Here is a 21,927-nt window from a genome sequence, read left to right on the forward strand (position 1 = left end):
CCGCGGCGAGTCGGGAGTCAGCCTCCCGAAGTCTTTCCTTTCGCTTGACACCGGAACGCACCGCCCGTATCCTACCGTAAGAGCAGTGCAAGCGAGGCGCGATGCGTACCGGGTTCAATACGGAAATCAAGCGAGGCTCCACGCTCTACCACGTCCAGACCGAGGACAAGGGGGACGTCAACCCCCTGATTGAGAGCCTCGTCTACGTGGGAGGGCAGGTCCTCGATTCCGTGCGCTCTTCCTACGACCAGGCGCTGAAGGGCGAGGAAATCGACGCGCTCCTGGAGAAGCAGCACCAGGACATCCTGAAAAAAATTCGAAGCGGCGCCTACGAGGCCGCCATCTCGAGCGTCGCGGGCCGGGATAGCACCCAGTCGCTTCGGGCCCAGCGCGGACTCGACGACCTCATCATCGACTACCTGTCCAAAGAAAAACAGAAGGCGCACCTTGAGCTCAGCATGAACCACGGCGCGGAGTTCGTCTACGGACGCGAAACCTCCGTCGAGATTACCGCCTGCAACGATCGCACGCGCAAGCCCATGCCCGGCGTTTCGGTCCTCGTCAAACTCATCAGCACGGCAGCACCTCCCACGACGCTCTTTGAGGGCAAGACCGACGCCGAGGGGCGGGCGACGGCCACGGTGACCATTCCCGTGCTCGAGGGCGGCAACGCCGCCGTCATCCTCAAGGGCACGTCCGAGCTCGGAAGCGACGAATTGAAACAATTCGTCAAGCGCGTCAAGCCATGACCCTCATGGTGAACGGCGAGCGCTTCGACGCGGAGGGGGACGGCTTCTGCGTCGCGGAGCTTCTCGAGGCATTGGAGCTTTCCCGCGAGCGCGTGGCCGTGGAAGTGAACCGGGAGCTTGTGCGCCGCTCGGAGTTCAGCGAAACGGCCCTCCACGAGGGCGACAAGGTGGAAGTCGTTCGCTTCGTGGGAGGGGGATGAGGGGCCGGAAAGGAAATTGGTAGAACTGTGAAAGGCCCCTTAAAAATCGGAGGGCGCACGTTCCGGTCGCGCCTCATCCTCGGCACCGGCAAGTACGAAAACTTCCGCATCATGCAGGAAGCACACGAGGCGTCGGGAACCGAGCTCGTGACGGTCGCCGTGCGGCGCATCGACCTGGCCGACCGGGGGAAGGAATCCATCTGGAGCTACATCGACACGAAAAAAATCTCTCTCCTTCCCAACACCGCCGGCTGCTATACCGTCGACGAGGCCATCCGCACGGCTCGCATGGCGCGCGAGTTGTGCGAAACCGATTTCATCAAGCTCGAGGTCATCGGCGACGAGAAGACCCTTCTCCCCGACACCGCGGGGCTGCTGGAAGCGACGCGCGTTCTGGTCAAGGACAAATTCGTGGTCATGCCCTACACGAACGACGACCCCATCGTGGCCAAGAAACTGGAGGAGGCAGGCGCCTCGTGCGTGATGCCGCTCGCCGCCCCCATCGGCTCGGGGATGGGCGTCCAGAACCGCCTTCACCTGGGCTTCCTCTTGGAGCAGGCGGGCGTTCCCGTCATTGTGGACGCGGGCGTGGGCACGGCCTCTGACGCCGCGATCGCCATGGAGCTGGGCTCGGACGGCGTGCTCATGAACACGGCCGTCGCGTGCGCGAAGGATCCCCTCAAGATGGCGTGCGCCATGAAGCTCGCCGTCGAGTCGGGCCGCCTTGCGTACGAATCAGGAAGAATCCCCAGGAAACGCTACGCCTCGGCCTCAAGCCCCGAAACGGGACTCATCGAGTAAAGGCATAATAATGCCGAACCTCGGATTGCGACTCCAAGGCGCTTCTGCGTTTCTGTTGGTTCTCGCCACGTTCAGCACAACCGCTTGCCAGGCCAGGAATGTGAGCATACATTCCCTGGAGGCCCACCCATCCGTCGTCCTTATCACGATCGATACATTAAGAGCAGATCATCTCTCCGGATACGGTTACACCATCCCCACGTCGCCGAATCTCGACGCCTTCATGGCGAAGGGCGTGCAGTTCACGAACGCGTTCTCTCCCGCGCCGTGTACGGCACCGTCACATGCATCTATCATGACGGGGCTGTATCCGAGCTTTCACTCCGTGGGTGCCTACAACGGCATTTACGCGCTTTCTTCGGAAACCGAGACACTGGCGGAAATTGCCGGCCGGAACGGTTGCACCACCGCGGCGATTGTCAGCAACCCGGTTTTGTCCAAGGCGTTGGGTTTGAATCAAGGATTCCAGAGCTACGATGATCATCTCGACGGCAAGGAACTCAACCGCCCCGACAAGGAACAATACGCGAACACGGCGGTGGACAAGGCCTTGGCCAAGATGGAAGAATTCACTTCCGATGCGTTTTTTCTCTGGCTTCATCTTCATGACCCGCACGGACCCTATGTGCCGCCTGAGTCATGGGACGGATTCCGCGACCGCGATTATGCCGATGCTCAATTTGCCCTGCCCGTGGGCGAGGACCACTCCGGCTATCGAGCCATCCCAGCCTATCAGGTCTATTATGACGTTCGGCGCTACGGGGATTACGTGAGACGGTACGACTCGGAAATCGCTTTCGCGGACCATGAGCTGTCCCGCCTGTTCGACGCCCTCGAACGGACGGGCCGGCTTGCAAGCACCATGGTCATCGTGACCGCGGACCATGGCGAGGCCTTTGGAGAAGACGGGTTTTACTTTGCCCACAGTCATTCCGTGGGAACGGATCAAGTGCATGTCCCCCTCCTCATGGTCGGGCCGGGCATTCCGGAGGGGCGCGTGGTTTCCGAGCCGGTCTCGACGCGGGCTGTCTTCGCTACCGTTTTGGACTTTCTCGGAGTCCCTTCGCCTGCCCGGGGTTGGGCGGACAGCCTTCTTCCCCTGGCGAAGGGAGAGGAAAGCCGGAAAGCCCAGGCAGTCTACGTGGAAAGCCTGAACCAAGTAGGAATTGTTTTTCGGCACGGTTTCTTGCGGCGCGACCGTCGCCCGAAGGACGACGCGGAATTCTGGGCCGCTCCAAATCCCGCCAGCGGCAGCTTCTGGAAGCCCTTGGGCGAGCAATATTTCCGGCTTTCTGAGCCGGCAGAGCTATCTCACAAAGACAATCTTGAACGTTTGGCGGAGATGCTTTCTGTGTTCGACGAGAAGGCGAAGGCATTTGCCACTCGCATCCGCGACGGGGAAGAGGTGCGGTATTCTCAAGAACAAGTTCGTGCTTTGCAGGCTCTGGGATATGCGCGATAGCGCCGGAAGCAAAAGAGCGCCGGCCTCGAGCCCCGAGACGGGCCTAGTCGAATGAGGGGCATCGGCCGCTGGGGGCCGACGGGGTTTTGAAAGAAGCCTCTGGAAGCGGTAAAATGATCTATGGGCTCTTGTCGAAACTCTCCGAATCCTCATCCCTGGCCCCTGACCCCTGATTTATGAACGTCGTCGTCCGCATTGAAGACCTCTCGAAGGAGTACCGCCGCGATTCGCAGCGCATTCCGGTGCTGGAAAAAATTTCCCTCCGCGTCGAGGAGGGCGATTTCATGGCGCTTATGGGGCCGTCGGGCTCCGGAAAGACTACCCTTTTGAATCTTCTGGCCGGCATTGACCGCCCCACCTCGGGCGTGCTCGAAGTGGCGGGGATTAATCTTGCCGGGCTGCGCGAGGGCGACCTGGCGCGCTGGCGGGCGCGGCACATCGGCTTCATCTTTCAGCTTTACAATCTTCTGCCCGTCCTCACGGCCTACGAGAACGTCGAGATCCCGCTCCTTTTGACGAAGCTTTCCAGGAAGGAGCGCCGCCGGCACGTCGAAACCGCCCTCGACATCGTGGGCCTCTCGGATCGCCGCGATCATTACCCGCGCCAGCTCTCCGGCGGCCAGGAACAGCGGGTGGCCATCGCCCGCGCTCTCGTCACCGATCCGACGCTCCTTTTGGCCGACGAGCCCACGGGGGACCTGGACGCCCGAAGCGCGGAAGAAATTCTCACGCTGCTCGAACGCCTCAACGAGGAGCACAAGAAAACCATCGTCCTTGTCACCCATGACCCGCGCGCCGCAAAACGCGGCAAGACGCTTCGCTATCTCGACAAGGGCGTCCTCACCGACCCGCCCGCGGGACTGCTTGCCGGATAGGACGGGCCGTTGTCGAAGGCGAAACCTATAAGGAAGAAACCCGTGCCCAAGAAAAAACTCGTTCTCGCCTACAGCGGCGGACTGGACACGTCCGTCATTCTGAAATGGTTGATTCAAAAAGGATACGACGTTGTCTGCTTCGTCGGAAACGTCGGGCAGAAGGACGATTTCCAAGCGGTCAAAAGGAAGGCGCTCCGGACGGGCGCGTCCAAGGTCTGCGTGGAGGACCTGCGCGAGGAGTTCGTCACCGACTTCATTTTCCCCGCGCTTCGGGGCAACGCCGTCTACGAGGGAAGGTACCTGCTCGGGACCTCGCTCGCGCGGCCCCTGCTGGCGAAGAAGCAGATCCGGATCGCCGAGCAGGAGGGGGCGCGCTACGTGTCGCACGGCGCGACAGGCAAGGGCAACGACCAGGTAAGATTCGAGCTCACGTATTACGCCCTCAACCCCAAAATCAAAATCGTCTCCCCCTGGAAGGACCCGCAATTCCTGCGGAAGTTCAAGGGACGGGGCGACCTGCTCGCCTACGCCAAGAAGTGGAAAATCCCCGTCAAGGCCTCGGTGAAAAAATCCTACAGCGAGGACGAGAACCTTATGCACATAAGCCACGAGGCCGGCGAGCTGGAAGACCCGATGTACCGGCCGCCCGAGTACGTCTTCAGCGTCACGACGTCTCCCCGAAAAGCGCCCAACAAGGAGACCGTGCTTGAAATTCACTTCCGGGACGGCACGCCCGTCAAGGTGGTCAACCGGAACACGGGAACCGTCAAGACGAAACCCCTGGACTTGTTCCTCTATCTCAACGCCCTAGGCAGCCGGAACGGCGTCGGCAGGGTGGACATGGTCGAGAACCGCTTCGTCGGCATAAAGTCCCGCGGAATTTACGAAACGCCGGGCGCGACCATCCTATGGCACGCTCACCGCGACCTGGAAAGCGTCGCGATGGACCGCGAGGTCCTGCGCCTCAGGGACATGCTCATACCGCGGTTCTCGCAGTTGATCTATAACGGCTTTTGGTATTCCCCGGAGATGGATTTCCTCATGAGCGCCTTCCAGAAAAGCCAGGAGGCCATCAGCGGACGGGTGATTCTTTCGCTCTACAAGGGAAACGTCACGACCGTCGGCCGGGAGTCGCCCACATCGCTTTACGACGAGAAGCTCTCCAGCATGGAAGTGGAGGGAGGCTTCGACGCGACGGACTCGACAGGCTTCATAAATATCCATGCCGTCCGGCTGAAGGCGCACCACCTGGTGCTGAGAAAGAGAAAACCCTATGAGTGGCGCAAGAAGAAAAAATAGGCGCGCCGCGCGGGGCCGGAAGGCAAGCCCTTCGGCTCCGCTCAGGACAAGGCTCTGGGACAAAGGGGCCGCGCTTGACCCCGAAGCGGAGCGCTTCACCGTGGGAGAGGATTATCTTCTTGACCGGAAGCTCGTGCAGTACGACTGCCTTGCCTCGATCGCCCACGCCCGGGCGCTCGGCAAGGCGGGCCTGCTGAAGACGACGGAAGTCCGGCGGCTCACCCGGGAGTTGAACCGCATCATCGCGCTCGACAGGAAGGGAAAATTCAAGATCTCACGCTCGGAGGAGGACTGCCACACGGCCATCGAGAACCATCTCACGAGGCGGCTGGGCGAGGCGGGAAAAAAGATTCACACCGCCCGGTCGAGAAACGACCAGGTGCTCACGGCGCTGCGGCTGTATTGCAAGGAGGAGCTTGGAGATTGCAGGAAGCTCGCGCAAGCGCTCGTGCAGAGCCTCCGGGGGTTCGTGAAAAAATACGGCAGGGTGAAATTCCCCGGCTACACGCACACGAGGAAAGCCATGCCTTCCTCCGTCGCCATGTGGGCCGGCGCCTTCGTCGATTCGATGAAGGACAATTTGAAGCTCGTGAACGCGGTGCTCGGGCTGATGGATCAGTCCCCGCTGGGCACCGGCGCCGGGTGCGGCGTGCCGCTCAGAATCGACCGGCAGCGCACGGCGAAGCTTCTCGGCTTCAAGCGCGTGCAGCAGAATCCGGTTTACGCGCAGATGAGCCGCGGTAAATTCGAGGCGACGCTCCTTCACGCGCTGGGCCAGATCATGTTCGACCTGAACAAAATTTCTTCCGACCTCATCCTGTTCAGCATGCCGGAGCTCGGCTATTTCGAGATACCAAGGGAATTCTGCACCGGGAGTTCCATGATGCCCCAGAAGAAGAATCCCGACGTTCTGGAGCTCCTGCGGGCGAAATACCACGCGGTCGTCTCGTGCGAGTTTTACGTCAAGAGCGTAACGGGAAATCTTCCTTCCGGCTACAACCGCGACGTGCAGCTCACTAAGGAGCCGACGATGCGGGGACTGGAGATTGCGAAGGAAAGCCTATCCGTCGCGTCGCGGCTCGTTAAGAAACTGCGCGTCAACAAGGAGAATTGCCGAAAAGCGCTGACGGAGGAGATTTACGCGACGGAGAAGGCGTACCGGCTCGTCAGAAAGGGCGTGCCGTTCCGCGAGGCGTACCGGGAGGTGGCGAGAAGGTATTAGCTTCGCTGCCGCTTCCCTCGGTTTCCCTCTAAAGCCTCCCACTCGATCTTGAAGCTGGCGCGTCCTCCTACCTCGGCCGTGCGGATCTCGCGGGCCGCACCGTGCGTGCGGGGCGCTCGGACCGGCCGCTTTCCCCCGCGCCGCCGTAGCTGTTATGGGTGTTCGAGCGCTGCTGGACGTTTCGGTCGTCGGGGCGCGCCTGCGGCGGGGGCTGGACGGGGCGCGAGGCGGAGCGGTTCTGGCGGGCGGAGGGCGCCGGCGCGGCGGGAGGCGAAATCCTTTGAGACATCTTGTTTCGTATGTTCTCGAAGCGCTGGGAGCGTTCCATGATGCGCTCGAACGCGGGAGGCCGCTGCTCCGGCGACCGTTGCGGACGCGCCCGCTCGGGCGCGCGCTCGCGCCCGCCCGCATTCCCGCGTTCCCTTGGAAGCACTTGATTCGTGCGCGCTTTCTGTCTTTCAGGGCGCGGCTGCAATTGCGCGGGCTTCGGCTCTTGCCTGTTCGAGGGTGCGGGTCGCGATGTGCGCCCCATGCGCCTGTCGATATTTTCCAGACGCTCGCGTCGCGCGCCCTCGCGCGATTGCACGCCGGGGCGCTCCGTGCGGCCTTGATGAGGCCGCTCGGTAGACCATAGGCGGCGGGCGGGGCTCGCTGCATTTTCGCCGCCCCTTTCGGCGCGGCGGGCTGTTGCACCGTGCCCGGGCGGGGTTTTTCCGCCTTCCATGCCGGGCCGATGGTGCGGCGGGCGGTTATCCGGAGGCCGGTTGTCGGGCGGGCGGCGGCCTCCGCCGTTTTGGTTTATGACGTTCACAATCTGCGTCACGTTGCAGGTGGACATCGAAGTAGGGACGTAGTGGCTGATGTGGCTGTAGGAAAACGAGAAGAGGGGAAGACTGACGTGGAAAAAACTCCCCGCGGGCGCGAACGTCCAGCCCGAGTGATAACTCGTGCCCACGGAAAAACCGATGTAGGTGCTCGCCGGTCGGCCGTAGAGGCCGAGCGGGCACCAGCCGACGGTGTCGCCGTACGTGCTCCATGAGACCCACGCGGGAGCGAACGTGCGCCCCGGCACCCAGCACCAACCGAAGTCCGCCGCCCACACCCAGCGCCCGTAGTGGTAGGGCATCCAGCCCCACGGCTCGTAGGAAGCCCAGAAATAGCCCACCGGCGTGGGGCGCCAGTAGCCGTTGTAATAGGGCCGCCACGAGACGGGCACGTTCCTGGGAATCCAGACGAAGGAGCCGTACACGGGATAGTATTCCCACGTCCCGTAGGCGGCGAGCTCGTACGCATAGCGGACCGAGGCGCCCCGGAAGCCGTAGCGCGCGACGGCCGTCTCGTAGTCCGGGTCCCCGTCGTAGAAGTATTCGAGATAGCCCTGATTGCGCGCCCAGCGGACGAGGGAATCCGCGCGCTCGCGGAAGATGGCCGGCGTATCGACCTCGCCGAAGGGCGAAAAGTGCGTGCGGTAGCCCGCGTCCACGTAGGCGACGTCGGCGCCGCTCGACACCTTGGCCGTGCCCTCGAGCGTCGTGACGCGGACGTCGCCCTCCTCGAAGGCGTCAATTCGGTAGAGACCCTCGCGCAGTAGGCGCACCTGTCCTTCGCCTGCATAGACCAGGATGTCGCCCGCGTAGCGCGCCTTCTGGACGAGAAGGCCGCCCCGGTCGAGATGCACGACGGCCGCCTCGGGAGACGTCTCAAAGCCGAGCGCCTCCACCTCGAGCGCCGTGTTCGCGTCGAGGAAGAGCGTCGAGCCCTCGGCAAGCTCGATGGAGGCGCGGCTTTCGGCCTCAGTCACGAGGTACATGCCGGGATAGACGGGGGTGTTTCGCGTGAGAATCTGAAGCTCTTCCTCGCCCGGGAACTGGGCGTAGAGGCCCCCATCGACGACACCCACGCGGGCGTAATTTTCCCCCTCCTCGTGGCGCGCCAGGACGGGCGGCGCGATTAAAACGGCCAGAATCCAGATCCCCCCCAGCGTTTTCCTGACGGCGGCGACTGTAGACTCGTGCATGGCTTCGCCTTCCTTTCTTCCCCCCAGCCTCGAGCCCGTCGGGGCGGGGCGGAAAGTTTACCCGTTCGCCTTTTCTTCCTTCTTACTCTTAAGACGCCCGAATCATACCCACGGTTTAGTTTCATCGTGACATTAAAGAAAGCAATTGCTGTGCCAGCTTTCTCAATGTCCGTCTGGAGTCCGTGCGCACATTGCCCGCAAGTCAGCGAAAATAAAAGACTTTTACATAGTCCAAGAAACGGTTTGTTGCGCCTAAATTGCGCTTGTTCCGCCTGGAGCGGGCGATCAATAGCTGATACCAGGAGTGTTGGCCTCACATTTTTCAGCCAAATCACCTTTATTTACAAGGGATTGTGGCGCACTGGTCAGAATTTGAGCAGGCAGGCCTTTTAACCATAAGCTGAATGTTCGACGAACCGGGACTTCTCATTCCCCGGCGCCGCTCGGGAGCGTAATGAGCCGGGAAGCCCTATCCTTTACGTATGGTCACCCGCCACCTGTCTCCTTCCTCTTTCACGGACAGCACTTGGTGCCCGTCTTTCTCGGCGCTTGGCGGGACGTTGCGAGCGCCATCGCCGTCAAGGAAAACCGCGAGCACCTGGCCCTTCGCCATCTGGCCGAGCAGAAGCTTGGTTTTGACGTAGTTGAGCGGGCAGGTGACGCCTTGCAAGTTTTCCTCCCGGTCGACCTTTGCCTCTTCGCTTTTTACGCCGGGGGCGCTGTTGTCTGGCGCTTCCTTTTCCGCTTGCGAGGCGGGCGCATCGTCCGCGGATCTGAAACGAAGGGAGGGGTCCAGGCTGTCGTACAGCTTCTGCACCGCGTCGACCATCGCGGACACGTCGCCCGCGTCCGCGCGAAACGTTTTTTCTGGATTGCCAGACGACGCGCTGCTCAGCCCCCCCTCGGTCAGCTTGCGGAAAGTCTCCTTGACGAGCCCCGTATCAATAAAATGCTTGGTGAAAAGCTCGAGGGCTTCGGCGTCGTCTCCGGCTTCCTCTCCCTGCGTGACCAACAGGGCGCGAGAGGCGAGGACGGTGGCCGCGAAGAGTCTCCCCTGTTCGACGGCCTCGCGGGCGCTCGCGAGGTCCACCTCGATCAGATCGAACACCCCTGCGCCGCACTCGCCCGGTCCCCGACCCGCAAGGGAGAACAGCTCCTCTGAGCCCCAGTCGAAATAGCAGTTCTTGTCCTCCTCGAAGGACGGAATGCGGCCGTGCTTACGGGCGAGTTGCGCGGCGAGCTCCCGGCCGCCGTCTTCGAGGAAAACGTCGAAGTCGGGGCACTGGGGCGCTTCCGCGAAGGCGTGCAGGAATTCGGAGATGAAAGCCGGAACGTTCCGCGCCGGAACGACGTCTTTTCCCCGGGCGAGCCTGGTAATTCCCTCGCCCACCCTGCCCCCGAGCTGGACCACGTAGCAGGGCACGAGCCTTCCGTCGACGCGGCGCGCCGCTCCGAAAAGCCCTATCTGTCCTACGGGGTGGCGGCCGCAGGCGTTGGGGCAGCCGCTGACGTGGAGATTGAACTCACCGAGCTTGTCAAGAGAAAGCCCGCTATGTGTCAGCTCGTCAATGACGGCGCAGGAAAGCCCCCGGGAAAGGCAGATGCCCAGCCTGCAGGTGGATGCCCCGGTGCAGGCGATAGCGTTGCGCGCAATCGGAGAAAAAGTCTCCGCGAGCCCAAGCTCCCCGAGCTTCCTGTGCAGCGCGGCAAGCTCCCTGTCATGAACGGAGCGGAGCACCAGGTTCTGCAACTGAGTGGTTCTGGCTATGCCCTCCCCGTGCGCCTCGACGACGTCGGCCAGCTTCTCGAACGTCCCCGCGTCAATGTCCCCCAGGACGAGAGGTATGTGGACAAGGCGGTACCCGCTCTGCTTCTGGGCCGTGGTGTTCTTCTCGCGCCACTCACGGAAGCCCTCCTCAGGCGGCTCCCCGTTTTTGGGGACGGATGTGCCTGGGCCCGGAAGGTCGCGCACGTGCAGGGGAGGGAGGCCCTTTTGGCGCAGCTTCGAGAGCTCGTCCTCGTACAGGGTGCGAAAGCGCTCCGGGCCCATCCGCTCGACCAGGAACCGCAGCCGCGCCTTGTGCTTGTTCTTTCGGTCACCGTGCTTGTCGAAGACGCGCTTGACCGCCTCGGCAACGAAGTGGGCATCCTGCGCGGGCACGAACTCCTCTAAGAGGTCGGCGACACGACTTTTTGCGCCCATGCCGCCTCCCACGTAAACGGCGAACCCCGGTTCGCCGTCTTGTTTTTTCGCGATGAACCCCACGTCGCTCAGCGTGGCGCCGGCGCAATCCTCGGCGCATCCCGAGAAAGCGATTTTGTACTTGCGCGGGAGCCGGTAGCTCAGCGGATCGTCAAGCAGAAACTCCGTCACCGCGATGGAATACGGCGTCACGTCGAAGGCCTCCTTGGGGCAGACACCGGAGTCGTAGCAGGCCGTGATGTTGCGGACGGTGTTTCCGCCTCCGCCCTTTGTCGAGAGTCCCGCGCCGTAGAGCTTCACCAGGGCGGGGTGGATTCCCTCGAGCTCCACATTATGAACTTGAATGTCCTGGCGGGTGGTGACGTGGAGGACGCCGCTGCCGTACTTTCGGGACACGCCGGCCAGGGTCCGCATCTGGTGTGGCAGAACGCCGCCGGCGGGAAAGCGTACCCTCAACATGAATGTTCCGTCTTTCCGCTGCTCGTACACGCCGAGGGGAACGCGGAAGGAGCGGAACTCGGCGGCGGAAATTTCCCCTTTCCCGAACCGCTCCACGTTCTCCCTGAATTTATTCAGATCATCCTCGAGGGAATCCGGCAGCTTAAATATTGTTTGCATGGTGCTTCTCTTCCTACCCGGGTTGGGGGGCGTTCCCGCGCGGCCCCCGGCCCGACTTATGCCTTCGGCTTGCCTTCCTCTCCTAGAAAGTCCACGAAAAACGAGCTGTACTTGAGCCCGCTGTCCGGAGAGACGGCCACGGCCACCCCTTCCCTGTTCTTTCCGTACTCAGCGGCGGCGTGCACGATAGCCCCGGTGGACGGCCCCACGATCAGTCCTTCCTCCCGGAAGAGGCGCTTGGTCATGGCGTAGGCCGGGTCGTCGTCCACGCGAACTACCTGGTCGACGACGCTGCGGTCGAAAATTCCCGGCTCCTTCGATTCCTCCAAGTTTTTCAACCCCGAGACTCTATGCCCCTGCTGGGGCTCGACAGCGATTACTTCGATGTCCGGGTTTTTTTCTTTGAGGTACCGCCCGACGCCGGTAATCGTGCCGCAGGTGCCGAGACCCGCAAAGAAGTAGCGCACCGCTCCTTCGGTTTGATTCCATATCTCGGGGCCCGTGGTCTCGTAGTGAGCCTTCACGTTGTCGGGATTCTCGTACTGATTGGGCATCGCGTATTGCCCCTTGTGGGCTTCGCCCTTCACGAAGGAGTGGGCGAGCGCAATGGCCCCGTCCTTCGGGTGGTCGGTGGGACACAGGTCATCCGGCGTGGGCCAGACCTCGGCCCCCAGCATGCGGAGGAGCACTTTCTTCTCCTCCGGCTCCCCCTCGGGGATCGTCGCCGTGAACTTCTTTTTCATGAGTGCGGCCAAGGCGGCCAGGGCTATGCCGGTGTTGCCGGAAGTGGGCTCTACCAGCTTCTTCCCCTCCAGCTCTCCCCGCTCCTCCATGCCCTTGAGCAAATAGAGGGCGGGGCGGTCCTTGATGGACCCGAACGGATTGAACCATTCCAGCTTCAGGTGGAGCTCGAAACCGCCCTGGGGAATTACCCTGCCTATCTTCACGATGGGGGTGGGGTTGTCGGGGCCGGCTATCAGCTCCCGTATATCTCCGAACCGTCGAAGGGTGGTATTAGCACCGAGCGTTTTCTTACCGTCTTTGTCTGCCATTATTATCCGTAGATTTCCTTCAGGCTTCCGTTGCTGTGCGTCACCAGCAATAGCGAGCCCTTGGGATGTTTTCTTATTCTTTAACGCTATAGTTTATCACATTATCCCTGCCAGTTGCGCTGTGCCCCGTACGTCCCTCGCAGGACCTCCGCCACCTCGGGGCGGGTGAACTCCGCAGGCAGCTCCTCTCCCCGCGACAGCATCTCGCGCACGCGTGTTCCGCTGAGGCGGAGCCACTCGGACTCGCCGTGCGGGCAGGTCCTGGCGGAGATGACGCCCCCGCACGCGCGGCAGTAGAACGTGTGGTCGAAAAAGAGCGGCGTGACGCCGATCTCGTCCGGAGAAAACTCGTCGAAGATGCGGTGGGCCGCGAAGGGATCGTAAAAGCTGCCCACGCCCGCGTGGTCGCGCCCGACGATGAAGTGGGTGCAGCCGAAGTTCTTGCGCGCCAGGGCGTGGAAGATGGCCTCGCGCGGGCCGGCGTAGCGCATCGCGGCCACGAACGCCCCGAGCACCACGCGCCCCTTCGGATAGTAGCCCTCGATGAGCGCGCGGTAGCAGGCGAGGCGAACCTCGGCCGGGATGTCGTCGCTTTTGGTCTCGCCCACGAGCGGGTGCAGGAAGAGGCCGTCCGTGATTTCAAGCGCGCACTTGTGGATGTACTCGTGGGCCCGGTGGACGGGGTTGCGCGTCTGGAAGCCCACGACGCGCCGCCAGCCGAGCTCCTCGAAGCGCCCGCGCGCCTCGGCGGGCGTGAAGGCGCAGTCGTCGAACGCGCCGTGCGGAATTTTTTCGAAAAGCCGCACGCGGCCCCCGAGATAGAAATCCTTCTGCGCGTAGAGGCGCTTGACGCCCGGGTGACGCTCGTCGCGGGTGCCGTAAGCTTTCTCGGCCTCACGCTTCTTGTCGTAGGGAAAGCGGCACCCGGCTTCGAGCATGCCTAAAATCTTTCCCTCGTCGTCCGCGAGCGCGACCGGCTCGCCCGGTTCGACGGCGGACGCCTCCTGCTCCGTCGCGGCGAGGGCCACGGGCAGCGTCCACGGGAGGCCGCTTGCGAGGCGCATCGTTTCGAGGACGCTCTCGTAGTCCTCCGGCCCCATGAATCCTTCCAGGGGGCTGAGTCCGCCTATGGCGATTAGTTCAAGGTCGCTTTTTTCACGGGGCGTGAGCCGCAGGCGCGGGGCGTTCTTCAGGACGCTTTCCCACTTGCGCCTCCCGTGAGGCTTCACCTCGCGGTTGACGAGCCGGCCGCCGTGGGGTTTGGAAAGTGACATCGTGCTTTCTCCTTCCTATTCTTTTTCGTAATTACTCGGTCATGTTTTATTTATGCAGTCCGCACTCCGTCTTGGCGAAGCCCGCCCATCGGCCCGAGCGGGGGTCCTCGCCCGGCTTCACGGGCCTCGTGCAGACCGAGGTGTTGCACCCGATGCTCGGGTAATCCCGGTCGTGGAGCGGGTTGTAGGGAACGTCGTGCTCACGGATGTAGTTCCAGACGTCATCGTCACGCCAGTGGGCCAGGGGATTGATCTTGATGAGGCCGAATTTCTCGTCGTTCTCGACGAGGGCGGTGTTGGCGCGCGTGGGCGCCTGCTGGCGGCGGATGCCCGTAATCCACGCGTCCTGCTCCGCGAGCGCCCGCGTGAGGGGCTCCACCTTGCGCAGGTTGCAGCACAGGGTGGGGTTGCGCTCCCAGAGCGCTTCGCCGTGTTCCTCGACCTGCTGCTCCGCGGTGAGCTTCGGCTTCATCGCCACGGGCGTTATGCCGTAGCGCTCGACGAGGCGGTCGCGCGTCTCGAGGGTTTCCTTGAAGTGAAGCTGCGTGTCCAGGTAAAAGACGCGCACCTTCTTGTTGACGCGGGAAATCATGTCGAAGAGCACCACGTCCTCGGCCCCGAAGCTGCACGCCAGGGTGATTTTGGGAAAGTAGCGCTCGACGGCCCACCGCAGAATCGCGAGCGTCTGCTCGGCCTCGAACGTCCGGTGCAGTATTGCCGGGTCTTTTTGCCCGTTCGTTTGCGCCTTTAGAAACGTTGCAAGTTGCGTCATCGTTTTTTTACCTCCGTTTAAGCTGAAAAACCCACCGCTCCAACGCTGGTGCGCTGCAGTCAGTGGGTCAAAAGCTTTGCTAATTGTCTATACGCTAAAGGTTGTCTTGGGGCGTTACGGCTCCTTTGTCGTTTTCGGAATTAGCGCCGCTCTTGTGCCCCTGACGGCAGGCACACCGCGGCGCCGCTACAGCCGCACGGGCCGGCGCAGCACATTATCGTTGAGAAGCGCGTTCGGGCGTTCTCGGTTGCCATAACAGAACAGCTTATACTGATTTTCTTGCCGTGTCAACAGGAAAAATTTCCTGAATTTCAGGAAAAAGTCCTACGGGCTTGCCCGCCCTAACGACCTTGGGGGGCTTGCCCTGCCCGTCTCGTTGACAGGGGGCGGGTAATTTCGCCATACTACGGCTTCCTGACGGAAGACTCTCATGAAGAAGCTCATCGTCCAGATTCCCTGCTATAACGAGGAGGAGCACATCGCGGCGGCTCTCGCGGACGTGCCGCGCGCGCTTCCGGGCGTCGACGTCGTCGAGACCCAGGTCATCGACGACGGAAGCTCCGACGGCACGGCCCGGGCGGCCCGCGAGAGCGGGGCGCACCACGTGGTGCTCCTGCCGCAGCACATGGGACTCGCCCACGCCTTCCTGGCGGGTGTCCACAACGCCCTGGGCCTCGGGGCCGACGTCCTGGTCAACACCGACGCCGACCGCCCTTACTCCGGGCGCGACATCGAGCGCCTCGTGGCCCCCATCGTGCGCGGGGAGGCGCAGGTGGTGGTCGGCTGCCGCGACATCAGGAAAGTGCCTCACTTCTCGCCCCTCAAGCGGCTGCTCCAGCGCGTGGGCGCGTGGGTGGTGAACCGCGCCACGGGGCTTCGGCTTCCGGACGTCACGAGCGGCTTCCGGGCCTACGGCCGGGAGGCCATGCTTCGGATGAACGTTTTCTCCCACTATTCCTACACACTCGAGACGCTCATCCAGGCGGGCCGCCTGGGCCTGGCCGTGGCGCACATCATGGTCGAGCCCAACCCCGAGGTGCGCCCCTCGCGCCTGGCACGGAGCATCGCCCACTACGTCCTGCAGTCGGTCCTCATCATCCTGCGGGTCACGACCCTATATTATCCGCTGCGCGTTTTTCTGAGCCTGGGCGCGCTCTCGTTCGCCGCGGCCCTGGCCCTCGTGGGCCGCTACCTTTACTACTACACGCTCACCGGCGCCGTGGGCCACCTGCCGTCGCTTGCGCTCGCGGGCGTCCTCGTGGTGCTCGGCATCGTGCTCAGCGTCGGGGGCCTCCTCGCCGACCTGATGGCGGCGCAGCGCATGCTCCTGGAAGAAACCCTATACCGCGAGCGGCAGCGCCTCTACGCGCACGCACCATCCCGGCATGAAGTCGCCGGGCAAGCGGACTCCAGTGCCTCGTGACCGCGGGTTTCCGCCCGGCTACTACGACAAGCACCTCACCCGCAATCCCTTGGCGCGGTGGATGCTCCGCGGGCATTACCGCACGATCGAGGAGTACGTGGAAAAAACGGGCGGCCGCCGCGTCCTCGAGATAGGCTGCAACCGTGGGGCCATCCTCGAGCGCATCGCGGGGGCGGCGGAATGGGTCGTCGGCTGCGACGTGGACGTGGATGCGCTCCGGCTGGGGCGGCGCCTGCTCGGGGAAGAGTCGCTTCTCGCCGGAGGCTCGGCGTTCTCGCTTCCCTTCCGGGAGGGCGCGTTCGACGTCATCGTCCTGTGCGAAATTCTGGAGCACCTGGACGCGCCGGAGGAAGCCCTCGAGGAGACGGCGCGCCTTCGACCCAAAGCGGTCATTCTGAGCGTCCCCAGGGAGCCGCTCTGGCGGGTGCTCAACATGGCGCGCGGCGCCTACTGGGGGTCCCTGGGCAATACGCCCGGCCACGTGCAGCACTTCTCGACGCGTGGATTCCTCCGCTTCGTCGAGCGCTATTTCCGCGTCCTGGAGGTGCGAACGCCGACGCCGTGGACCATGGTGCTCGCGGCGCCGCGTGGAGGGTGAGCGGTTCATGAAGAGATCGCTAAATATACTGTTTCTTATCTCCATTGTCGGCTGTAGCGAAAAGCCGGTTCAGGAACCGCTGGCGTCAGGTCACGTTCCGCCCAACTCAGTCGAGATTAATCAGTCTGTCCTGGGTGAAGAGTTACGGAAGGCACGTCTCAAAAGCCTTGAAGCCTGCCTGTGGCCAAAGGAAGGGGGCTTTAGAGATCCTCGTCTCGACTCTCGCTCTCGTTGCGATATTGTTCCAGCCGAGAAAGCAGCATTTGATTTAGGAGAACTTGCTCTGCCGGTTTTGCAGAAAGCCCTTCTCGATGATGAGGTGAAGGAAAGGCAAGGATGGGCTGCTCGCATGATTGCAACAATCGGCGGAGAGCAAGCTCGGCACATTCTTCAGAGTGTTTTCCAGGAATCAGGCGATCTGCTGGGCTTGCTCTGCTTCGCCATGTCCTCGACAGGAACAAAAGCGGATGAGCGCTTTTTGATTAATACAATCCAAAGTGAAGTTGACGTAGACAACTGGTGGGAGATCGATGCTGCAGCCCTATCGCTGGGAGTGCTGAGATCCGAGGCTGCGAAAGAAGCACTCTCAGAGCTTGCAACCAAAGAAAAGAGAGGAATATTGTCAAGCACGGCTGCCCGCTCCCTAGAGTGGATAGAGAACGGGGAGTGGAATGTGCCTCAAATCGCCAATGCTAACGAGCGCGACGAGGTGATACTTTCTATGTTCCGTTGTGGAATTCCCCGGTCCGAGGAGAGCGAGGTTTTTTACGAAGAAGCCAACGACCGCATATGGAAGCGCTCTGATAGAGCATGGCAATTCGAACCAATCGATGCGGAGCATCCGCAGAGGGGCGCTCCCAAGCTTTACTTTAATGTGTTCATTACGCAGGATCGTGAGCGAGCACTTGCCAGAGTCGAGATCTATTTTGACATGATGAACGCTAGCGGTTTTCTCTACACCCTAAGGAAAAATGACGAGCAATGGAAGGTTTCGGGAATTCTTTTTGAGTGGATTTCATAGTCTTGCCTTCGGCGGAGGAGGAAATGGTGAAAGGCGAGCGGGCCGGCCTTCGCTACGGGCGCAGCGTTTCTTTGACGCCCGCCCCGCCGGGCATGGGCTAGGCCGCACCCTTCTCGATGACGCCGCCTCCCACGACCTCGTCGCCCACGTAGAACACGGCGGACTGGCCGGGGGCGGGCGCGCGCTGGGGCGTCTTGAACTCGACGAACGCCGAGCCGTCCCGGGGCGTCACGAGCGCCCGGGCGCCCGGATGATTGTAGCGGATGGCCACGTCGGCCTCGAGGGGCTTTTCGGCGGCGAAGCGGCGGAGCCAGTTCACGTTCGCGGCGCGGAAGGCCCGCCTGTAAAGGCGCTCCTCATGACCGACCGTCACCTCGTTTCTTTCGGCGTCAACGGAGAGCACGTACAGGGGCTCCGGGTGGGAAAGTCCCAGCCCCCGGCGCTGCCCCACGGTGTAGCGCCATACGCCGCGGTGTTGGCCGAGCACGTGCCCCTCCTCGTCGCGGACGACGCCGTGCGGGCCGTCGCCGTCTGAGGAGATTTCCCTTTCCAGAAAGCCCACGTAGTCGCTTCCGGCGAAGCAGATGTCCTGGCTCTCGGGCTTTTGGGCCACGGGAAGGTCGGCCTCGCGCGCGCAGGCGCGCACCTCCTCCTTGCTGAGTTCCCCTACGGGAAACACGGTTTTTTTCATTTGCTCTTGCCTGAGCGGGTAGAGGAAATAGGACTGGTCCTTGTCGGTGTCGCAGCCGCGCAGGAGGCGCCACTCGCGCTCCTCGCGGTCGAACGCGAGGCGCGCGTAGTGGCCCGTGGCTATCGTCGAGGCCCCGAGCGCGAGCGCCTTGCGGAGCAGCGCGTCGAACTTGATGCTGCGGTTGCATTCCACACAGGGGTTGGGCGTGCGCCCGTTGAGGTAATCGCCGACGAAGCGTCCCACCACGTCGCGGCGGAATTCCTCTTCCATGTTGACGACGTAGTAGGGAATATCCAGGGAGGACGCTACGCGGCGGGCGTCCTTAAAGTCCGCGAGCGAGCAGCAGGAGCCGAACTCCCGCCCGGCGGCGTCGCCGTAATCCCAGAGCTGCATCGAGAGCCCGATGACGGCACGGCCGTCGCGCTTCAGAAGAAGCGCCGCGACGGACGAGTCCACGCCTCCCGAAAGGGCGGCGACGACCGTTCTCGAATCACTAGGAATCGGCATCGTGTGGGGACGTAAGGGAAGAGGGCCGGGCGGCCCGCCGCCTACTCCGGCTCCGGCTCGTCGGTGATGCGCGTCTCGATGAACATCAAGGACGTCGAGCCGACGCGGAACTCCGTAAGGTTTTCGAGCGGCCCTTCTTTCACGCGCTTATCTCCGACGAAGGTGCCGTTCGTCGAGTTAAGGTCTTTGATGATGTACTTGTATCCGTGAATCTCAATCTGGGCGTGGAGGCGCGAGGACTCTGGGTCCTCGAGGGTCAGGTCGGCGTTGGCGCGCCCGAGGGTGATGATGGGCTTCTTGATCGGAAACACCGTGCCCGACATCGGACCGTCCAGAACCGAAAGCGACAGCTTGCGGTCGTCGGGAAGAAGCGGGATGCCATGGAGCGCAGCGTCCTCGGCGGAAACGGTGCGGCGGCCCGCGTCAATCCGCTTGGTCTGCGAGCTGACCTCTCCCGTCGATTTCCCATCGGCGCTTCCCGCGGGATTCTCAATCTCGAACGTGCCGCCGCAGTTCTTGCACTTGACCTTCTTCTTGGAAGCCCCCTCGAAGCGCTCCTCGGGGTACTTGTACTTCGACTGGCACGACGGGCACTGAATAACCATGGTTTCGCGTTTCCTTCCTGCCTGAACGAGGTGGTTTCCCTTAGGTGCATAGAATACGCGCGCCGGAAGCGTATTGCAAGCGGCGTCGTTTGGCGGGTAGCGTAAGGAAAATTGTGTAAATTTATCCGGGCTTTTTTCCTTTATCAGCCTCTGCTATACCTTGCAATTGCCGACGTTCTATGGTAAAGTCCAATTTTCCAACCTGGAGATAGCATTTTGGGTTCATTTTGTGGGAAAATTCTGCCATGAGCGAGAAAGTGCGATCGGCCGGTCAGATGACCCCTGAGTCGGTTCCCAAGAAAGGGCCGCTGACGGCCTCGCGCGTGATGGACGGCGAGGCCGTGGTGTTCCTGCCCGGAAAGGGACAGGTGCGCATTCTCAACAAACTGGGAACCGCCGTGTGGGAACTGGTGGACGGCGAGCGCACGGTCTCGGAAATCGTGGAGGAGATTTGCAAAAAATACGATGTGGAGCACGAGGTCGCCGAGCGCGATGCGCTGGAGTTTTTGAAAACCTTGCAAGACAAGGAGTTGGTGGAATGCCCCTGAACCGAACTCCCATCCAGAACTATGAATACTACCAGCAGCTGTTGATGAAGAAAGGGGCCCCGTTTGCGGCCCAGTTTGAGATTACGTACCTCTGCAATCTCCGATGCACATATTGTTACAACCCGACCCACGAGTCCGTCGGGGAGATGACGACGGAGAATGTCATCTACATCCTGGACCAGCTTGAGCGCCTGGGCGTTTCCAAGGTAACGTTCACGGGAGGAGAGTGCATGGCGCATCCCGATTTTTTCAAGATTCTTGAGGAAGCGCAGCGGCGTCAGTTCATCATCGACATCCTGACAAACGGCACCCTCATCGACCGCGCGGCGGCCGAGCGCCTGAAGCACTTTCCGATAGAAAAAATATACATAAGCATTCGCGGCGACAACGCCAAGACACACGAAAAAGAAACGGGCGTTCCCGGTTCCTTCGATAAGCTGCTCAAGGCCTTCGAGCACCTCCAGGACGCGCCGTTCGGCGTGGAGTTCTCATGCAACGTAACCAAGGCGAACCAAAACGAGCTGTGTGGCATCAAGGCCATTGCCGACCGCTACGGCACCAAAGTCATCTATGACCTGAAAGTCACCGCGCGTGACAACGGCGACACGACCCCACTCGAGAAAAACGTGGATGACGAGTTTCGTCGACGCTGGCACTCCAAGGAATTCGATGACCTGTGCGACGAGGACAAGATCCAGGCCCGCGAGCTCAAAGAAGACGAAGGCGTGTGCAGCGCAGCAATTAAAGGTTTTGCGATAGACCCCTACGGGAACGTCTTTCCCTGCATCATGTGGCGGCGCCCCCTGGGCAATATCCTGCAGCAGGATATTTTCGACATCTGGTACGGGGAGAACGCCACCTTGAAGGAAGTGCGTGAGGTGACGGTGAAAATTAAGGACGCTTTCTCCAAAGAGGACCTCAAGTTCGCCCACCCGTGCGCCGGCATGAATAACCGCGTCACGGGCAACCCCATGGAGATACTCGAAAGCGAAAGAAAAGAGATTGCGCTACGGCGCGAGCGTTACCTTGCGGACCTGGCCGAGCGCGAAGCTTCCACGCGGGACGGAACCGCTACCGCCGGGGCCGCCGCCCCTTCGTAGGCTGACCTTGCGCCCGCTACGGGGAAGCGGAAGCTTCCTGAACGCTCAGGCGAGACGTTCCCGAGAAGCCGTTCCACGCAAGGAGCGGTTTTTTTGGCGCTCCCGAGAACCCGGAAGCCGATCTTGCCGCGGCGCAAAAAAGCAACAAGAAGGCGCATTTGACTTGCGAGAGCGCGGCGGCTAAATTAATAGCTCATCCAACCGTGACAAACGAATTTAGGAGACAACCATCATGATGTACCGGTTACACGCAGTCCTCGCCATTGTGATTGCGGCGGGTGTGCCCGGCACCCCCGCCGCCCAGGAAGCAACCCCTCCCGAGAGCCCCCGGATTGCGGTGGTTGACCTTTTTCGCATTCTGCAAGAAAGCACCCCCGGCAAGGCGCTCCTTGAGCGCCTCGAAAACGAAGAGGCCGCGAAGAAGAAGGAGTTGCGCGTCGCCGAAGTGGACATACTTACGCTCGAAGAGCGCATCCGCACGAGTCCGCAGCGGGGGTTGAGTGCGGAGCGCGTCGAAGAACTCAAACAGGATTACGAAAAGAAGCTCACCGAATACCGCCGCCAGGCCATGGAAGCCGAGCGCGAGTTCACCGAGCTTCAAAACAAGCAGTTCCAGGAAATCGAGAAAGACATCCAGCCCATCCTGGAAGAGATTACTAAGGAGCAGAAGCTCGATATAATCTTTGACCGCCCCCAGAGCGGCATCATATATATGCACCAGGCGCTTGACATCACGGGCGAGGTCCTCAAGCGCCTGGAGGCGCGCATCATCGAGCAAGAATCGGCCCAGCCCCCGGCGGAAAGCGCAAAACCCGAGGGCAGTTGATGGCCAACCCCGAGACAACTCGCCGCGCTTCGCGTCCGGCGCAGCGGGTCGGGGCAAGTCCCAG

The 21,927-nt window shown here is 61.9% G+C and carries 20 protein-coding genes; 13 read left to right on the forward strand and 7 right to left on the reverse strand.

What is annotated here, in order from left to right; translation table 11 throughout:
- Positions 1-101: 101 nt before the first annotated feature.
- The 7 genes from JSV08_09050 (at position 102) to argH (ending at position 6,608) form a co-directional block, all read left to right on the forward strand.
- Positions 102-749, forward strand: a complete 648-nt coding sequence (locus JSV08_09050; protein ID UCF80637.1) for a hypothetical protein — start codon at positions 102-104, stop codon at positions 747-749.
- Positions 746-949 (forward strand): sulfur carrier protein ThiS, encoded by a 204-nt coding sequence (gene thiS / locus JSV08_09055; GenBank protein UCF80638.1) that lies wholly within the window; start codon positions 746-748, stop codon positions 947-949. The genes JSV08_09050 and thiS overlap by 4 nt, the downstream gene beginning before the upstream one ends.
- Before the next feature lie 27 nt (positions 950-976).
- Complete coding sequence (locus tag JSV08_09060; protein UCF80639.1) at positions 977-1,750, forward strand: thiazole synthase; 774 nt, start codon at positions 977-979, stop codon at positions 1,748-1,750.
- Positions 1,751-1,760: 10 nt separating this feature from the next.
- The gene (locus JSV08_09065; protein ID UCF80640.1) at positions 1,761-3,212 is read left to right on the forward strand and encodes a sulfatase; all 1,452 of its coding nucleotides are present in this window, start codon (positions 1,761-1,763) and stop codon (positions 3,210-3,212) included.
- A gap of 176 nt (positions 3,213-3,388) precedes the next feature.
- Positions 3,389-4,087, forward strand: a complete 699-nt coding sequence (locus tag JSV08_09070; protein ID UCF80641.1) for an ABC transporter ATP-binding protein — start codon at positions 3,389-3,391, stop codon at positions 4,085-4,087.
- 42 nt (positions 4,088-4,129) lie between these two features.
- A complete protein-coding gene (locus JSV08_09075; protein ID UCF80642.1) occupies positions 4,130-5,386 on the forward strand; it encodes an argininosuccinate synthase in 1,257 nt (418 codons plus the stop codon).
- On the forward strand, positions 5,361-6,608 hold the full coding sequence (gene argH / locus JSV08_09080; protein ID UCF80643.1) for an argininosuccinate lyase: 1,248 nt from the start codon (positions 5,361-5,363) through the stop codon (positions 6,606-6,608). Before JSV08_09075 ends, argH begins: the two co-directional genes overlap by 26 nt.
- A gap of 67 nt (positions 6,609-6,675) precedes the next feature.
- Here the strand turns inward: argH and JSV08_09085 are convergent, their stop codons facing one another.
- The 5 genes from JSV08_09085 to JSV08_09105 all read right to left on the reverse strand — a co-directional run bounded on the left by JSV08_09085 (position 6,676) and on the right by JSV08_09105 (position 14,544).
- Positions 6,676-8,625, reverse strand: coding sequence for a FecR domain-containing protein (locus tag JSV08_09085; protein ID UCF80644.1), 1,950 nt, complete (start codon positions 8,623-8,625; stop codon positions 6,676-6,678).
- 469 nt (positions 8,626-9,094) lie between these two features.
- On the reverse strand, positions 9,095-11,446 hold the full coding sequence (locus tag JSV08_09090; protein ID UCF80645.1) for a sulfurtransferase TusA family protein: 2,352 nt from the start codon (positions 11,444-11,446) through the stop codon (positions 9,095-9,097).
- Positions 11,447-11,502: 56 nt separating this feature from the next.
- Positions 11,503-12,498, reverse strand: a complete 996-nt coding sequence (locus tag JSV08_09095) for a cysteine synthase family protein (GenBank protein UCF80646.1) — start codon at positions 12,496-12,498, stop codon at positions 11,503-11,505.
- Positions 12,499-12,599: 101 nt separating this feature from the next.
- Positions 12,600-13,772 carry a sulfate adenylyltransferase gene (gene sat, locus JSV08_09100; protein ID UCF80647.1) on the reverse strand — a complete coding sequence of 391 codons (1,173 nt, stop codon included), beginning with the start codon at positions 13,770-13,772 and terminating at the stop codon, positions 12,600-12,602.
- A 46-nt stretch (positions 13,773-13,818) separates the two neighbouring features.
- Positions 13,819-14,544, reverse strand: coding sequence for a phosphoadenylyl-sulfate reductase (locus JSV08_09105; protein UCF80648.1), 726 nt, complete (start codon positions 14,542-14,544; stop codon positions 13,819-13,821).
- A gap of 430 nt (positions 14,545-14,974) precedes the next feature.
- Between JSV08_09105 and JSV08_09110 the strand changes: the two genes are divergently transcribed.
- From JSV08_09110 to JSV08_09120, 3 genes are read left to right on the forward strand one after another with little or no spacing between them, the layout of a single operon-like run.
- Positions 14,975-15,967, forward strand: a complete 993-nt coding sequence (locus tag JSV08_09110; protein UCF80649.1) for a glycosyltransferase family 2 protein — start codon at positions 14,975-14,977, stop codon at positions 15,965-15,967.
- A complete protein-coding gene (locus JSV08_09115) occupies positions 15,957-16,565 on the forward strand; it encodes a class I SAM-dependent methyltransferase (protein UCF80650.1) in 609 nt (202 codons plus the stop codon). The genes JSV08_09110 and JSV08_09115 overlap by 11 nt, the downstream gene beginning before the upstream one ends.
- 7 nt (positions 16,566-16,572) lie before the next feature.
- Positions 16,573-17,586 carry a hypothetical protein gene (locus tag JSV08_09120; protein ID UCF80651.1) on the forward strand — a complete coding sequence of 338 codons (1,014 nt, stop codon included), beginning with the start codon at positions 16,573-16,575 and terminating at the stop codon, positions 17,584-17,586.
- A 97-nt stretch (positions 17,587-17,683) separates the two neighbouring features.
- Here JSV08_09120 and mnmA read toward each other — a convergent pair whose 3' ends face one another.
- Positions 17,684-18,784: a tRNA 2-thiouridine(34) synthase MnmA gene (gene mnmA / locus JSV08_09125; GenBank protein ID UCF80652.1), complete on the reverse strand. Its 1,101-nt coding sequence runs from the start codon at positions 18,782-18,784 to the stop codon at positions 17,684-17,686.
- 41 nt (positions 18,785-18,825) lie between these two features.
- Positions 18,826-19,389 carry a zinc-ribbon domain-containing protein gene (locus JSV08_09130; GenBank protein ID UCF81876.1) on the reverse strand — a complete coding sequence of 188 codons (564 nt, stop codon included), beginning with the start codon at positions 19,387-19,389 and terminating at the stop codon, positions 18,826-18,828.
- A gap of 245 nt (positions 19,390-19,634) precedes the next feature.
- Here JSV08_09130 and JSV08_09135 point away from each other — a divergent pair, with 245 nt between their 5' ends.
- The 3 genes from JSV08_09135 to JSV08_09145 all read left to right on the forward strand — a co-directional run bounded on the left by JSV08_09135 (position 19,635) and on the right by JSV08_09145 (position 21,863).
- Positions 19,635-19,937 (forward strand): PqqD family protein, encoded by a 303-nt coding sequence (locus JSV08_09135; protein ID UCF80653.1) that lies wholly within the window; start codon positions 19,635-19,637, stop codon positions 19,935-19,937.
- Positions 19,928-21,037, forward strand: a complete 1,110-nt coding sequence (locus JSV08_09140) for a radical SAM protein (GenBank protein ID UCF80654.1) — start codon at positions 19,928-19,930, stop codon at positions 21,035-21,037. The genes JSV08_09135 and JSV08_09140 overlap by 10 nt, the downstream gene beginning before the upstream one ends.
- A 232-nt stretch (positions 21,038-21,269) precedes the next feature.
- Entirely contained in the window at positions 21,270-21,863 is a 594-nt protein-coding gene (locus JSV08_09145; protein UCF80655.1) for an OmpH family outer membrane protein, read from the forward strand.
- Positions 21,864-21,927 lie beyond the last annotated feature (64 nt).

The sequence above is a fragment of the Acidobacteriota bacterium genome (assembly GCA_020349885.1).
GTDB lineage: Bacteria > Acidobacteriota.

Coding starts and splice junctions, on each gene's coding strand:
- sat (UCF80647.1), bottom strand. CDS start 13,772: ATGTCACTTTCCAAACCCCACGGCGGCCGGCTCGTCAACCGCGAGGTG.
- JSV08_09085 (UCF80644.1), bottom strand. CDS start 8,625: ATGCACGAGTCTACAGTCGCCGCCGTCAGGAAAACGCTGGGGGGGATC.
- JSV08_09130 (UCF81876.1), bottom strand. CDS start 19,389: ATGGTTATTCAGTGCCCGTCGTGCCAGTCGAAGTACAAGTACCCCGAG.
- JSV08_09095 (UCF80646.1), bottom strand. CDS start 12,498: ATGGCAGACAAAGACGGTAAGAAAACGCTCGGTGCTAATACCACCCTT.
- JSV08_09050 (UCF80637.1), top strand. CDS start 102: ATGCGTACCGGGTTCAATACGGAAATCAAGCGAGGCTCCACGCTCTAC.
- JSV08_09145 (UCF80655.1), top strand. CDS start 21,270: ATGATGTACCGGTTACACGCAGTCCTCGCCATTGTGATTGCGGCGGGT.
- mnmA (UCF80652.1), bottom strand. CDS start 18,784: ATGCCGATTCCTAGTGATTCGAGAACGGTCGTCGCCGCCCTTTCGGGA.
- JSV08_09070 (UCF80641.1), top strand. CDS start 3,389: ATGAACGTCGTCGTCCGCATTGAAGACCTCTCGAAGGAGTACCGCCGC.
- JSV08_09135 (UCF80653.1), top strand. CDS start 19,635: ATGAGCGAGAAAGTGCGATCGGCCGGTCAGATGACCCCTGAGTCGGTT.
- JSV08_09065 (UCF80640.1), top strand. CDS start 1,761: ATGCCGAACCTCGGATTGCGACTCCAAGGCGCTTCTGCGTTTCTGTTG.
- JSV08_09140 (UCF80654.1), top strand. CDS start 19,928: ATGCCCCTGAACCGAACTCCCATCCAGAACTATGAATACTACCAGCAG.
- JSV08_09110 (UCF80649.1), top strand. CDS start 14,975: ATGAAGAAGCTCATCGTCCAGATTCCCTGCTATAACGAGGAGGAGCAC.
- argH (UCF80643.1), top strand. CDS start 5,361: ATGAGTGGCGCAAGAAGAAAAAATAGGCGCGCCGCGCGGGGCCGGAAG.
- JSV08_09120 (UCF80651.1), top strand. CDS start 16,573: ATGAAGAGATCGCTAAATATACTGTTTCTTATCTCCATTGTCGGCTGT.
- thiS (UCF80638.1), top strand. CDS start 746: ATGACCCTCATGGTGAACGGCGAGCGCTTCGACGCGGAGGGGGACGGC.
- JSV08_09090 (UCF80645.1), bottom strand. CDS start 11,446: ATGCAAACAATATTTAAGCTGCCGGATTCCCTCGAGGATGATCTGAAT.
- JSV08_09105 (UCF80648.1), bottom strand. CDS start 14,544: ATGACGCAACTTGCAACGTTTCTAAAGGCGCAAACGAACGGGCAAAAA.